Below are 14410 nucleotides of genomic sequence, written 5' to 3' on the forward strand. Positions count from 1 at the left end.
TCAGTGGTTATTCAGGCTGGTGCGAGAGGCTATAAACATAGGCGGCAACCACATGAATTTTATCTTCACCCAACGTATCCTTAAAGGCAGGCATGACCCCATTGCGACCATAGGTCAGGGTTTCGGTAACGGCACGCTTGCTGCCACCATATAACCAGATATTATCGGTCAGATTAGGAGCGCCCAACGCCTGATTGCCTTTACCATCAGGACCATGACAGGCGGAGCAGACCGCAAACCGGGCTTCCCCTTTATCGGCCAGCGCCTGGTCCACCTTACGACCACTCAGGCTCAGAACATACGCGACCACCTCGTCAATACCCTGTTCACCCATGGCATCCAGCCATGCCGGCATCGCCGCCTGTCTGCCATTTATAAGGGTTTCAGTAATTTTCGCACCACTGCCACCATACAGCCAGTCATCGTCGGTCAGATTGGGAAAGCCCCCGTTCTGGCCTCTGGCATCGGAGCCATGACATTGGGCGCAGTTTTGTAAAAATAAACGCCGGCCAATTTTTACGGCATCCGGGTTACCCGCGAGCTCTTCTACCGGGGTTTTTGCAAAAGCCTCAAAAATCGGTCCAAAGCGTTCGGCTGCTTTAGCCAGGCTGACATCATATTCGACATACATGCCATCTTCCAAAGCTTGTTTTCTGGCCTGCTCCGATTCTGCCAGCGACTGAATATTCTGGTTTGAGCTTTTCCATCCCCACAACCCCTGATAGCTGCCAAGACCCGGATACAAAATCAGATAAATAAACCCAAACACAATAGTGACGTAGAACAGAATGGTCCACCATTTTGGCAGAGGATTATTAAGCTCCTCAATACCATCAAAGGTGTGGCCCATGCTTTCGCCTTCTTTGACATCGGTGAAGTTGGTAAGACACCAGCGCAACAGGAAATAACACCCAATAATGGTACCCAGCGTAATTACCGAGATCCAAATTGTCCAAAACATGCTCATGAGTTCATGACTCCCGCTTCTTTTTGTCTGATTCCTGATGGCCTTCGTCTGCAAACGGCAAATTGGCCGCGTCGTCGAATTTGTCTTTGTTACGACTGCTAAATGCCCACCACACCACAGCAAAAAAGCAGATAAAAACCAATAATGTAAAAATGGTACCTACAATGCCCTGATCCATATTATTTCAAATGCGTCCCAAGTGATTGTAAATAAGCGATGAGGGCTTCCATTTCTGTCTTACCGGCCACAGCGGCTTTCGCCCCGGCAATATCCTCATCGGTGTAAGGCACGCCAAAGCCTCTGAACACTTCCATTTTTTTCGCGGTAAGTTCTCCGGTCAGCTCATTTTCAAGCAACCACGGAAAACCCGGCATATTCGATTCTGGTACCACATCCCGTGGGTTACGAAGGTGCGCTAAATGCCAGGCGTCGCTATACCGGCCACCCACACGGGCCAAATCAGGCCCGGTTCGTTTTGAGCCCCATAAGAACGGATGCTCCCATACTGATTCACCCGCGACACTGTAATGGCCATAACGCTCGGTCTCGGCCCGAAACGGGCGTATCATCTGTGAGTGACAGCCCACACAGCCTTCACGAATGTAGATATCGCGACCTTCCAGTTGCAGGGCGGTGTATGGGGTCAGCCCTTCCACCGGTTCCATGGTCTGCTGTTGAAACATCAGCGGGGTAATTTGCACCAATGCGCCCAGGCTGATCGCGATCAGAATGAGTATGGTCAGCAAACCGACATTTTTTTCTATTATTTCATGTGGATTTTTCACGCTACAACTCCCTTATCATGCCGGCTGCGTAGCAACATCGGCAGCAATACTGCCCCGGGGTGCCCGAACGGTCTTCCACGTGTTGTAAGCCATGACCAGCATGCCTGCCACCACAAAACAACCCCCGATGAAACGTACTACATAAAACGGTTTAGACGCCTCCAGCGACTCTACAAAGCTGTACGTCAGCGTGCCGTCGGCATTGACTGCACGCCACATCAGCCCCTGCAGTACACCTGAGAACCACATGGCAACGATATACAGCACCACGCCGATGGTCGCCAGCCAGAAGTGCAGATTCACCAGACGCACGCTGTACATGGCCCGCTGGTGGAACAGGATTGGGATCAGATGATAAACCGAACCGATAGAGATCATGGCTACCCAGCCTAATGCGCCGGAATGCACATGACCAATGGTCCAGTCGGTGTAATGCGACAGGGCATTAACTGTTTTGATGGCCATCATCGGCCCTTCAAAGGTAGACATACCGTAGAAGGTCAGTGACACCACTAGAAATCGCAGCACCGGGTCGGTGCGCAGTTTATGCCAGGCCCCGGATAACGTCATAATACCGTTAATCATGCCGCCCCAGGAGGGCACAAACAAAATGATCGACATCACCATTCCTAAAGACTGGGTCCAGTCCGGCAGGGCCGTGTAATGAAGATGATGCGGACCCGCCCAGATGTAAAGTGAAATCAACGCCCAGAAATGCACAATCGATAAACGGTAGGAATAGACCGGTCGGCCAGCCTGTTTAGGTACAAAGTAATACATCATCCCCAAAAAGCCGGCGGTCAGGAAAAAGCCTACGGCGTTATGGCCATACCACCACTGCATCATGGCATCTACAGCGCCGGCATACAGTGAGTAAGATTTGGTGAAAGAAACCGGGATCGCCATACTGTTACCAATATGCAAAACCAGCACGGTGAGGATGAAGGCACCAAAAAACCAGTTGGCCACATAGATATGGCTGACTTTGCGGATGATCATCGTGCCGAAGAAGTTGATGCAGTATGCCAGCCACACCAAAGCGATAAGAATATCGATGGGCCATTCCAGTTCAGCGTATTCTTTCGTAGTCGTTAACCCGAGCGGCAGGGTAATAATGGCGCTAACAATAACCGCCTGCCAGCCCCAGAAAGTAAATGCAGCCAGTTTGTCACTAAACAATCGTACCTGCGAGGTTCGCTGCACCACATAATAGGACGTGGCAAACAAGGCACACCCGCCAAAAGCAAAGATAACGGAGTTTGTGTGTAACGGGCGAAGCCGCGAAAAAGTAAGCCAGGGTAAATCGAAATTCAGGACCGGGGCAAACAACTGAGCGGCAATAAAGGCGCCTAATCCCATCCCTACGATACCCCAGACAATGGTCATGATCGTAAATTGCCGCACAACCTTGTAGTTGTAGACCGGCTTTTCCTGACTGATTTCACTCATTTACTGGATCTTCCACTTCTAAGCAACGGATGTTAACAACACCAATTGTTCACGTTTTAAACGCATCAACAGTTACGCGGATAATAATGTGTCTATATACAAAAAGATACCCTAAAGTTAGCATGACTGGCTCCGGCCGATAAACAATTGTGAAGTAAAATTCACTAAGCCGGGTTGTTACGGGGTTTTTACACTCTGTTGACATCAGCGGGGACGGCATAGGGGCTTTGGGCCGTACCTGACACAAAAAAAAAGCTGCACTAAAAATTGCAGCTTTTTGCTATTTTAACGGTTTGGTCAGCTTGTTACATCTGTGACTGCAGATAGTTTGGTAAACCCAGGACCTTGATAAGATTCAGCTGTTGCTCTAACCAGCGGGCATGATCCATTTCGGTATCGTCCAGTAACTCGATGAGCATCTCACGGGTCACATAATCCTTTTCCTGTTCACACAGTGCGATAACTTCCCGTAATTTTGCATCAACCTCGTACTCAACCCGAAGATCACTTTCCAGCATCGCCGGCACATTGTGACCCACTTTAAAGCCGGTACGGGTTTGCATGTCCGGCGTGCCTTCCAAAAACAGCATCCGTTCAATCAATTTTGTCGCATGGCCACGCTCATCATCAAACTCATGATCAATGCGCTCATAAAGTTTGTGTAAGCCCCAGTCGAGATACATTTGAGAATGGATAAAATACTGATCCATCGCCGCCAGTTCATACGCCAGCAAAGCATTCAGTCCGGAGATTATATTTGCATTACCTTTCATTAGTCGTCTCCTTTAACCTGCGCCTGCAGATAGTTTTCAAGTCCCATCGCGCCGATCTGGAATTCCTGGGTTTCAAGCCAGTCAAGATGGTCTTCTTCATACTTGAGGATGGCTTCAAGTAAATCCCGGCTCACATAGTCCTGTTTTTCTTCACACAGGGCGATGGCCTTTCTCAACAACGGCAGCTGTTCAATCTGAAAACGCATATCACAGCCAATCATTTCCTGGGGCGCTTCGCCGATATAGAGCTTCCCCAGGGCCTGTAAATTTGGCAGGCCTTCTAAAAACAGGATCCGTTCAATCAGGTCATCGGCCTGCTTCATGTCCTTGATAGACTTTTTATAATTGGTTTCGTTTAGCTCATGAATGCCCCAGTTTTTAAACATGCGGGCATGCAAAAAATACTGGTTGATGGAGGTTAGCTCGCATGTCAGCACTTCATTGAGCATGGCTACTACTTGACGGTCGCCTTGCATGTGCAGATCCTCTTAATAAATTATGGGCTAAAGTATAAAGCTTTCTTAACTGGTAGTCAAAAATACCTTTAAAAACAAAGGCATACTAACGATAATGGTTATCACTACAGCCTTCGTTCCTATTTGTCAGGAATGATAACATTCTGATTTGCATGGACATAAGCCAGACTTTCCTCGGCAAAGCCCAAGCCGGCTTCGGTGAAAAAGTTAAATACTTTGTCCACGCCGTGCTCCAGTAGCGAATTTACTTCGTCTTCATAACGGGCAATTGCCGCCACTTTTCCGGTATAACCAGCATGTTTAAGCTGGCGGGTGATATTAATGGCATCCTCAATGGAAGGCAGGGCCAGCAAAACCAGCTGCGCCTGGGTGATGTTCAGATTTTCCCACAGGTCGATATCTTCACCGTCCCCGCAAATAACATTCAATCCCTCTTTACGTAGACGAATCGTTTTTGGACGATCTGCATCCATGCCAACCACCCGGCTGTCCACCAGTTTGCTTAACGAACGGTAGGCACCAAGACCAACCCGGCCCATCCCAATCACCAAAAAATGAGCTTTATCCAGGCTAGGGTAAATATCTTCAGGTAAACGACGGTCCCGCTCAAAGCGGGTGATGGCAGATTTTATGCGTATATAGCGGCTGTGGGAATTACGATACAATAAACTGGTAAGGACAAAGGACAGGGAAACGGCCAGCGCCAGCACCACCAACCAATGCTCTCCCAGTAATCCCAGCGACACCGCTAACGCACCAACGATGAGCCCAAACTCACTGTAGTTAGACAGCACCAGGCTGGTAAGGTAACTGGTCCGGGCTCGCAGTCGTAAGGAGGTAAACAAGCCGAAGAACAACATGGCTTTGAGCGGTAATAACAAGCACACCGCCAGCGCCAGTAACAACATGTCCAGATCAGGCAGCGCAGTCAGGCCGATAGATAAGAAGAACCCAATTAAAAACAGATCTTTGAAGGCCAGCAATGACTTTGATAATTCCACTGCTTTAGAATGTCTGGCCAGCAAAATGCCCACAATCAGTGCCCCCAGGTCGCCTTTCATGTCCACCATATCAAACAGGTGGTAGCCGCCCAGGGCAAGCACAAAGCCGGTAAGTGGTAGCAGCTCGCCATGTCCCGAGCGGTCTATAATACGGTTTATCAGCGGCAGGGCCGGGATCAGCCCCAATAACCCCAGCGCCCAGATGGAGGGCAGTTTGCCGGTCACCGCCACCATAAAGATCACCGCGAAGACATCCTGCATAACCAGAATACCAATGGCCAGACGCCCATGACGGGTTTTGCTTTCGCCACTTTCTTCAAGAATTTTTATTACGCACACGGTACTTGAAAAGCTTAACGCAAACGCAATCAGGGCGGCATTTTGCCAGTTCATCGCACCGGTGGCACTGGCAAAAACAAAGCCCAATCCCATCACCACCACACTGGTGACTGCCACCCAAACCATGGTGTGGGCAATACTACCCAGCCACACTTCACGTTTGCTCAAATCTGTTACATTAAGCTTCAGGCCGATGGTAAACAGCATGATGGTGATCCCGAGATCAGCAATCTGCTGTAAGTTGTCGGTCATTGAAAAACCATAGGCGTTTAAAATAAAACCGGCGGCGAGATACCCTACCATGGGCGGGATGCCGGTCAGTTTAATGGTAAGCCCGCAAACAAAGGCGAAAAGCAGAAACACATATTCCATACGTTGGGTTGAATCCGAAAAAATGAGTAGTTAGTACAAAAAGTTCACCAGCCAGCTGGGTGGCTTAGGCAGCATAGTCAGCCCGCGGCTGATGTAAAAAATGTTGGGTGCGCTGGTAAGTGCGACCAGGTGCTTCGAGCATGGGCATATGCCCTACATCATGAAATACCTCATAGTCACAGGATAAGCAGTCCAACCAGTTGTCCAGGGCGGAGACATCCAGCATAGCATCACGCGCCCCCCAGATGATGAGCGTCGGGACCCGCGTTTTGGCCAATTCCTGGGTATTCATGTAGCCGGTGCTGGCGAAGTCGCCGAAAACCTGCTGATATTCACTGACCCGACGAATGTGTTCATCCGCCAGCACATCTTTCACCATCCTGGGAATGTAGGGACTGGAGGACATGGTCATCGACAATAATCGATAATAGGCCCGCCGCCGGGTTATGAAAAATGGGTTCTGACCTTTGTCTAACAAAGCGTCCAGACGACTTTTACGGCGTGCCGGCAATCCGGCCGGGCATAATAAAATCTGAGCCTGTACTGCCGATGCTTTGTAGCGGGACATCCAGGCGCTGATATAGCCGCCCATGGAGTTGCCGATAAGGGTGGCTTTTTGGTAGCCCAGCCGCCAGATGAGTGCGTTGAGCAAGGTGGACTGCGCTTCAATATCGTATTGCCATTGTGGTGAAAATCCGGTGTGCCCATGTCCAGGTAAGTCCGGGATCACAATATGATAATCGTCTTTGTAGAGCGTGGCCAACGACAGCCACACAGAATTATCGCCGGTAAAGCCGTGAATCATCATCAGCAAGGGTTTGCTTTTATTGCGGGCACCTTCGGTTTCAAGCACGCTCAGACTGATGCCATTGATGGAATAACGTCGACGCACCAGGTTCGCCTGCTGAATAGCGCGTTGCTGATAGGCATTTAACATAATTTCGCCAAGCCGGGGGTAAGTGTACCAATAAACGATGATTAACAGCGCAATAAAGGTGAGCAAAATCCACATAAAAGTTTGTTAGCTCCAAGAAAATGCGTAAACGCGTAGAAAGAAATCTGGTCTGCCTAAAAAATTGATTTGCATCGAAAACTCTGACCAGCACATGCATTGTAAATGCTTTTTACCATATGGCCTGAGGGGATGAAAGGTACGTCTCCCGAATTAATCTTATTCATTGCAAAAGTCGCGCTGGGTAGCAGTACCTACGGGTTAATTCGTTTTCATAATTGATCTGGCTGTTAGCCCCTGACATATCGATTGTTTGATTATAAGGAGGATTTATGCGAACCACGATATTAAGTATTGTTACCTTGTTAGTATTTTTGAATGTACTGGCAGGGGTGGTATGGCCTCCTTTTTTCTGGCTACTGTTAGTTTCTGTTACCCTGGCAATCATTGCCTGGCGCGATGCCATTCAACTCCAGCACTCAATATTACGAAATTATCCGCTTCTGGGCAGAATGCGGTGGGTAATAGAGAGCACCCGTCCATTCATTCAACAGTATATTCTTGAGAAAGACACAGAAGGACGCCCGGTCAACCGGATGTATCGGTCTATTATCTATCAGCGGGCAAAGCAATCATTAGATACACAGCCTTATGGCACCAAAATGGATACGTATGCCGATGGGTATGAATGGATAGGCCATTCGTTATCAGCGATGGATAGAAAAGAAATGGATGATGATCCCCGCACCACCATCGGCGGGCCTGACTGTAAGCAACCTTACACCGCAAGTTTGCTTAATATTTCTGCGATGAGTTTTGGTAGCTTGAGTTCCCGGGCGGTAGAGGCCTTGAATAAGGGCGCCGCCAAAGGAAACTTTTATCAAAATACCGGTGAGGGTGGGCTGACGCCTTATCATCTTGAACATGGCGGCGATATCGTCTGGCAAATTGGTACCGGGTATTTTGGTTGTCGTAATAAAGATGGATCTTTTAATGAGCTTCTTTTTGAAGAAAAATCCCAGCACCCCAAGGTAAAAATGATCGAGTTGAAGCTCTCGCAAGGCGCAAAACCCGGGCATGGGGGATTTTACCGGCGCATAAGAATACCGCTGAAATTGCAGAGGTACGAGGGGTAGAGCCAGGCACTACGGTAGACTCGCCACCTCGCCATACCACTTTTTCAACGCCTATCGAAATGATGCACTTTATTACCAAGCTGCGCGATTTGTGTGGCGGTAAGCCGGTGGGAATAAAGCTTGCGCTGGGTCGTAAAAGTGAATTTATCGCTGTATGTAAAGCTATGCAGGAAACCGGCGTAAAGCCGGATTTCATTACCGTAGACGGTGGGGAAGGGGCACCGGTGCGGCACCACTGGAGTACTCTAATTCAATCGGCTTCCCACTTCGCGAAGCGCTGGCATTTGTGGATGATGTGTTGATGGGCTTTGATATGCGCCGGGACATCAAAATCATCGCTTCTGGTAAAATCTTCACCGCCTTTCATATGGTGAAACACTTAAGTCTTGGCGCGGATTTATGTAATAGCGCGCGGGCATGATGCTGGCATTGGGTTGTGTTCAGTCGCTCTCCTGTAATACCAATACCTGCCCGTCGGGGGTAGCAACCCAGAACCCGAAATTAAGTAAAGGACTGGATCCTACTGATAAAGGCGAGCGCGTACGCAATTACCATCATAAAACCGTGGAATCATTAATGGATATTTTGTCCTCTACCGGGCATAACTCACCAGATCACCTTAATCGTACACAAATTTTCCGGCGTATCAGCCAATGGGAAGTAAAGCGCTATGACGAGATCTTCCCACTGATTAAACGCGGTAGCCTGTTAGGCGAGGAGTTACCAGAGGCGCTAAGACTGCATTTTCTGGAAGCTAATGCCGACAGCTTTATGCCCTCCAGTCATCTGGCTGATATTGATAAGGAAACCAAGAATATCGACGCTTAGTCTGCGTTAGCAGAAAAGCTAGTGCTTTTTCATTAAATAATGCATTATTCATCCACAATAATAAAAATGTGTGATGACGTGATTTTTGCGGGTGAGCCTGGGGTTGGCCGTTTTTACCCGCCGGTGCGCTACTGTAAACGTCAGCACTGTGGATGCATTACCTATGTTTACTACCAAATCTACCGGGTTTGCCCGGCTTTACTATGCCACTCTTTATTCAGTAAAAGGTCTGCGAGCAGCCTTTGTCAGCGAACCTGCCATCAGACAGGAGCTTGCCGCTATGGCCTTGTTACTGCCGTTAGCCTGCTATCTGGAAGTCTCATTAAGCGAAAAACTGCTCATGATCATGAGTCTGTTCATCGTGCTTATTGTTGAGTTATTAAACTCTGCTATCGAAGCGCTGGCTGACAGGGTCAGTGATGAAGTTCATGTTCTTATTGGCAAAGCCAAGGATATCGGTTCAGCAGCAGTGTTTATCAGCCTGCTGCTAGTGGCAGTGGTATGGGGCGCAGTGTTATTGAAGGTGTAATGCCTGTGATTAGCTTTTCATAAGCAAATTGACGGTGTTTTGTTCGCCCCTACAGGTTTACCGGGTTGTTAAAATCCGAGAAAAAGCGGGCAATAACAGCAGGGGCGACAAAGCAGATTTACCTCATTTTAAAAAGAAGCGACTTTTTTACCTTCGGGTAATCTTGAATTGAGCATATTCGATACCGTGCTTTCTACCAGCTTAAGATGCGAGCTGTGGATCCGCTCTTCAATGGCGTCTTCAAAACTGACATTGGTGAAGACCACATCTTCGCCGCTTGAGGTAACCTTCACGGTCAGATGGTCATCGGAACCCGCTACAGGCACCCGGATACACAAAGGTTCATTGTGCGACTCTACATACTTGATCGCTTCCTGAGCGCTGGCAAAAGGACTACGCTTTTCCGGATGCAGTTTCCACAACGCGGACTGTTCGATGACCCCTATCAAAGTTTTAGCATGTTGTTCATGTATCTCATTGGTCATAGTGAAACTCCTTATTATCTGTATGCCTGATAATTACGCAAAGATGCGATAAACAGATTTCGTGGAAATCGCAATCCGCACTGACGTGAGAGCCCTAATACTTTACAGCTGATAAAGAACCTGGTTATTGGCCGTTATCTTGCCGTTTTTGATGACCAGGTTAGCCTGATACTTTCCTTCGTGTAATGTCACTACATTTTTCTTTATTTGCTCGGCCAGCACCAGGCTTATCACCGGATTAGACTTAGCAAGCTCTTCAGAAATTGTGATGTTAGCCTGGCCATTGAGCTTCTGCCCCAACCGGTTTTGGTCATAGTCAGCCATAGTGTGCTTCGCCAGCGTCAAATCTGCATTCAATGACACCGGTTGCTCATTAAAGAAGAATCCCAGCTCTTCAATCTCAATCCCATGTTCGTTTTGACCAAACGTCTGCCATGCTTTGTCTAAGCCTGACGTCGAGGACGCCTTATTGGCTGCCTGTAACGTCTCGAAGAGCTCGGCACTCAGCTGGTTTATGCTGATATCTGCTTTAACCTTGCTAATGACGTTTTCAGAGCTGCCGGTACTGATATTATCAATGGCAAATTCATACTCGTATTCATAGAAGGCATCGTCTTCCTGCTCTAGCTCGCCCGACAGTCTGAGTTTATCTATCAGAACTTCCGTAGGCAGCATGGTGGAGACCCCGGTGACGATTCGAATATCGGTAACATCTGCATTAAATTCACCGACATAAAAACCCCGTTCAGTCCGTTCATTGTCAGCGGTAAATTGCATACGCCCCAGGGTCACATCCGTGCCAGTAGAGCTTCCCGTCAGGGTGAGGCCTTTCCAGTTGATCACGGTATCAAAATAAGACAGATCAATATCTGACTCTGCCTGCATCGTCAATGGCGCCAGGGTCAATGTACCATCAAAATCATTGATCGTGCTTTGTTCGGTGACCAGGTGACTTTGCAGATTGCTTAGCAGGATATTAGCGGACCAGCCGGCATCGTAATCTATGGGGTAGGCGTCGGCTATCTGTTTAGCTGCCTCACTAACCGGTGTGAAACGTGCATCACAGGTAATATAGAAGGGTAATAATGTACACTCATTGAGGGTTTTAAAGGTAAAGGTCCCGCGGGGTTTAGCAGGTCCAGGGCGGAATGGTTCTCACCAAGGCTTACGGTTACCTCATCACTGGCGCTAAAAACACTGCGTTCGCCGGGCTGGTGGGACAAGGTAATATCCTGGTTAGCCAATTGCTGCTTAAAATAATTTATCTGGCCAGCGATATTTTGATCATAGGCTGATTGGGTAACAAGCTGACCCCCAATTAAAATCACGGCCATGCCGATGCCGCCAAACACTATAGTCTTTTTCATAAAAATCCTGTTTTTTGCTAAAAGCCCAACGGGTATAACATCACTATACGATCCAATTTTTCGACAGATCTATTGAGTCGAGCTGGTGGCGTTTATCATGGTATCGATGGCTATGCTCTGCTGTGCACCAAGAGCCTGGGCGATGGCAGTGGATAAAAAGTCGTTCACCTCAAGACCCGGCAAGGTTAGCAAGGTGGAGCTTAACAACGAAGGAGCCCCAATAAAAATGTGAGCAAGGCCATTTTCAGCCACCGCCTGAAAATGTTTGTTTACCCACAAGTCGGGCTTGTTGGCGTTGCTGTCGGGTTTTTGCTGTAAAATCCCGGCTTGTATAAGGGGCTGTATCATAGCGGCACAGCCACCAAGGTTATCGCCACTGGTACAGTCAACATACAAATGCCGTACCGGTTCAGGCGCACAGAAGGCGAGTTGTTCAAAATTTTCCCGACTGATTTCACACTGTTTAATGGTCAGGGCACCGCTTTGCATCAGGGCATGAATTTTCGCGGCACTTTGGGTGGGCAGAGCAGCATTTGCCTTGGCAATAAAAGGCTTTAATACGTTTTCATAACACCGCAAGTCTTGCTGACTGAGCAAATGTGAATAGCAGTGCAGGGCATTACCAAAGCACTCCAGCACACCTTGCCAGTTTTCCTGACTCTCCGGGTCTGCGACGGCATCATAAAGATGGCCAAGAAACTCGACCTTTAATAATGTCTCTACACTAAGCTTTTGCCGGTTAGAAAGTAAATAGGCGACGGTTTGTTCGATATTTTTGGAGTGGACCTGTTGATAAACCGAGGGTGCATAAGCGGCCAGAAAATCGATAAATCCTGCTTTAAACAACCTTTGCAAGCAAATAGTAGATGCCTCGCCCACCATCTGACTCAGTCGGGCTTCAATATCGCTTTGTAAATCCAGGGAGGCAAACCAGGGACTGGGGAAACGTCCGGTACTTGAATACATGGTAAGGTGCAGGGGCGTCCGGGCAGTGTAGCGCAGACGATTGCGAACGGTTTCAAAATAGCCTTTTTTTTGGGCGACCGCCAACGCACAATCAATAGCAGATAATGATGCCCCGCGGATTACAATATTGCTGATGTTAGTGCTCAGTACGCGTTGCAAAGGGTAGGGGGTGCTTAAATACGCTATGCAGGCGCTGGCCTCATCACTGGGTAAAGCATTTTCATTAATCGTTCCATGCCCGGTATTAATGACGATTTGGTCAAATTCACCGGCGGGCTGGCTATGGTGATAGACCAGAAACGCTCCACTGTCAGTGGGTTCAATGCGGGTTATTTCACAGCGTGATACCAACTGCACGTTTGGTTCCAGGCAATGACAGTAATGGTGAAAGGCCGCTTCCAGGTATTGTCCCAGCAGGTATCTGGGAATTATGGTTTCAGGGACGGTAATAAAGTTTTGTTCGCACCACCGGGCAAAAGGAACATGTAGTTCAGGTACCTCTTCGCTGTGCAGATTAGACAGCATTTTATATTGACTGGAGTAACTATTGTAAGGGGTTCCCCGGCCAATCACCCCGGAGCTTTCGAAAATGGTAAGCTGGTGGTTAAATAGTTTTTTGTCGCGACAAATCTCGGCGAGCAGGTAAACAGTGGCAGGCCCTGCACCTATAACAGCAATATTTTTATGTGAAGCTAACGAAACAGCAGTGGTCATAGGTACGACTCTTTATAAGAATAGAATAAATACACAAAAACGATTACCCTGGGATCAGCAAACCGGCACCAAAAGCTGAGGTGATGCGGTTTTTGCCGGTCTTTCGCTTAGGGTAATTTTTCGTAAAGATGTATCCGTGGTAACAACAACTGCCATTTGCCTGAACGGGTTTTAACCGGCGTCCGGGTATAATTTTTCAACTCAGACACCCGGGGTCTGTGTTCTGCTTCGGTAAGTAAAAAAGGCAAGCCTGCACTGTGCCCCAGCATCTTACCTTCCTCGTCGCGAACCGAACATTCTGGCCTGAGTTTTATTGGACGGCGAATACTGAGCTTCTCGGCTCTGGACTCGTTTACCAGATTTTTTTCTTGTTCCAGGGCGGCGTACCATGAATACTGATTATGCTTCGCTGGGATCGTGGCTTTGGCGCGCTCAATTCGCTCCAGCCAGTTATCCCTGGTATCTGTTTCTACCCGTGGGCGGCGAGACCAGTTAAAATAAAAGGCTTTGTAGTTTCCGCAAAAGGTATAAACCTTTCGATAAGCCATCGTGGTGATGAGGTAATGAAAACGATCATGTACCTCAAAAAACTTTTGTTCGGCGTCTTCGTATTTTTGCACTTCAGCTTTAAAAGCCGCTTTTGCTTCGTTTAACCCGGTAATTACCGGCTCTATTGTGGCCTGCTCACAGGACAGGGGGATTAAGCCAGGATACTTTTGTACAAAGCGGCGACTCAGGTCGTTGTCATAGACATACATATCCTTGAAGGCCTGCGCCGCCATGTTTATCGCCTGCTGACCGACCACCGTGGAGACCTCAATAACCTCGTAATCATCGTCGATGATTAGCTGTTCTTCTGCTTTGGTGATACGCGGAATGGCAAACATAATCGCTTGTTGGGGGATCCCATGCTGGTGGATCAACTGGATCAAAGCTTCTGCATGCTCTTCAATCCTCATCATGTAATAGCGCAATAAAATCATGGGGCTCACTTAACTACTGTACGTTTGTACATACTAAGAGAATTAATGATATTATGCCAACAAATCAGGATTGATTCTTGGTAGCAAATACAAAGATTATTGAAATTACGGCACCATACCCCTGACTTTATATTAATACTTACGCCGCGTCGCGGCTAAAACGGTTAGCCAGGGTGGCTATTCGCGATTCAGAAAAAGTGACTGTCCATGAGTCAGGAAAGTGACTGTCCATAAGTCAGAAAAAGTGACTGTCCACAAAACTACAAAACTACCATTTAATGCCTTCGA

Annotated in this window: 15 protein-coding genes and 1 pseudogene; 3 read left to right on the forward strand and 13 right to left on the reverse strand. The window is 48.1% G+C overall.

The features are described 5' to 3' along the window. Window positions 1–7: 7 nt before the first annotated feature. The 8 genes from ccoP to IT774_RS07980 all read right to left on the reverse strand — a co-directional run bounded on the left by ccoP (window position 8) and on the right by IT774_RS07980 (window position 7174). On the reverse strand, window positions 8–967 hold the full coding sequence (gene ccoP / locus IT774_RS07945) for a cytochrome-c oxidase, cbb3-type subunit III (protein WP_195812095.1): 960 nt from the start codon (window positions 965–967) through the stop codon (window positions 8–10). 4 nt (window positions 968–971) lie between these two features. After that, complete coding sequence (locus IT774_RS07950; RefSeq protein WP_195812096.1) at window positions 972–1145, reverse strand: cbb3-type cytochrome oxidase subunit 3; 174 nt, start codon at window positions 1143–1145, stop codon at window positions 972–974. A gap of 1 nt (window position 1146) precedes the next feature. After that, entirely contained in the window at window positions 1147–1752 is a 606-nt protein-coding gene (ccoO, locus tag IT774_RS07955; RefSeq protein ID WP_195812097.1) for a cytochrome-c oxidase, cbb3-type subunit II, read from the reverse strand. A gap of 15 nt (window positions 1753–1767) precedes the next feature. Then, window positions 1768–3201 (reverse strand): cytochrome-c oxidase, cbb3-type subunit I, encoded by a 1434-nt coding sequence (gene ccoN, locus IT774_RS07960; RefSeq protein WP_195812098.1) that lies wholly within the window; start codon window positions 3199–3201, stop codon window positions 1768–1770. Window positions 3202–3506: 305 nt separating this feature from the next. After that, the gene (gene bfr / locus IT774_RS07965; RefSeq protein WP_195812099.1) at window positions 3507–3974 is read right to left on the reverse strand and encodes a bacterioferritin; all 468 of its coding nucleotides are present in this window, start codon (window positions 3972–3974) and stop codon (window positions 3507–3509) included. Next, window positions 3974–4450 (reverse strand): bacterioferritin, encoded by a 477-nt coding sequence (bfr, locus tag IT774_RS07970; RefSeq protein WP_195812100.1) that lies wholly within the window; start codon window positions 4448–4450, stop codon window positions 3974–3976. The genes bfr (IT774_RS07965) and bfr (IT774_RS07970) overlap by 1 nt, the downstream gene beginning before the upstream one ends. Window positions 4451–4569: 119 nt before the next feature. After that, entirely contained in the window at window positions 4570–6162 is a 1593-nt protein-coding gene (locus IT774_RS07975; protein WP_195812101.1) for a cation:proton antiporter family protein, read from the reverse strand. Window positions 6163–6226: 64 nt separating this feature from the next. Further along, complete coding sequence (locus tag IT774_RS07980; protein ID WP_195812102.1) at window positions 6227–7174, reverse strand: alpha/beta fold hydrolase; 948 nt, start codon at window positions 7172–7174, stop codon at window positions 6227–6229. A 749-nt stretch (window positions 7175–7923) separates the two neighbouring features. On the opposite strand from IT774_RS07980, the pseudogene IT774_RS18020 reads away from it, so the two are divergent. The 3 genes and pseudogenes from IT774_RS18020 to IT774_RS07990 all read left to right on the forward strand — a co-directional run bounded on the left by IT774_RS18020 (window position 7924) and on the right by IT774_RS07990 (window position 9607). Next, a pseudogene (locus tag IT774_RS18020) lies at window positions 7924–8671 on the forward strand (glutamate synthase-related protein). Continuing rightward, complete coding sequence (locus IT774_RS18025; protein WP_408641204.1) at window positions 8668–9078, forward strand: glutamate synthase-related protein; 411 nt, start codon at window positions 8668–8670, stop codon at window positions 9076–9078. The pseudogene IT774_RS18020 and the gene IT774_RS18025 overlap by 4 nt, the downstream one beginning before the upstream one ends. A 163-nt stretch (window positions 9079–9241) precedes the next feature. Then, on the forward strand, window positions 9242–9607 hold the full coding sequence (locus IT774_RS07990; protein ID WP_195812103.1) for a diacylglycerol kinase: 366 nt from the start codon (window positions 9242–9244) through the stop codon (window positions 9605–9607). Between the two features lie 128 nt (window positions 9608–9735). Here the strand turns inward: IT774_RS07990 and IT774_RS07995 are convergent, their stop codons facing one another. From IT774_RS07995 to IT774_RS08015, 5 genes are all read right to left on the reverse strand, one after another. After that, a complete protein-coding gene (locus IT774_RS07995) occupies window positions 9736–10092 on the reverse strand; it encodes a hypothetical protein (protein WP_195812104.1) in 357 nt (118 codons plus the stop codon). 102 nt (window positions 10093–10194) lie between these two features. Next, on the reverse strand, window positions 10195–10998 hold the full coding sequence (locus IT774_RS08000; protein ID WP_408641205.1) for a DUF945 family protein: 804 nt from the start codon (window positions 10996–10998) through the stop codon (window positions 10195–10197). 113 nt (window positions 10999–11111) lie between these two features. Continuing rightward, window positions 11112–11459 (reverse strand): hypothetical protein, encoded by a 348-nt coding sequence (locus IT774_RS08005; protein WP_195812105.1) that lies wholly within the window; start codon window positions 11457–11459, stop codon window positions 11112–11114. Between the two features lie 69 nt (window positions 11460–11528). Beyond that, complete coding sequence (locus IT774_RS08010; protein WP_195812106.1) at window positions 11529–13139, reverse strand: FAD/NAD(P)-binding protein; 1611 nt, start codon at window positions 13137–13139, stop codon at window positions 11529–11531. A gap of 107 nt (window positions 13140–13246) precedes the next feature. Further along, entirely contained in the window at window positions 13247–14122 is an 876-nt protein-coding gene (locus tag IT774_RS08015; RefSeq protein ID WP_232365189.1) for a DNA replication terminus site-binding protein, read from the reverse strand. Window positions 14123–14410 lie beyond the last annotated feature (288 nt).

This window comes from Salinimonas marina (genome assembly GCF_015644725.1).
Classification (GTDB): Bacteria; Pseudomonadota; Gammaproteobacteria; order Enterobacterales; family Alteromonadaceae; genus Alteromonas.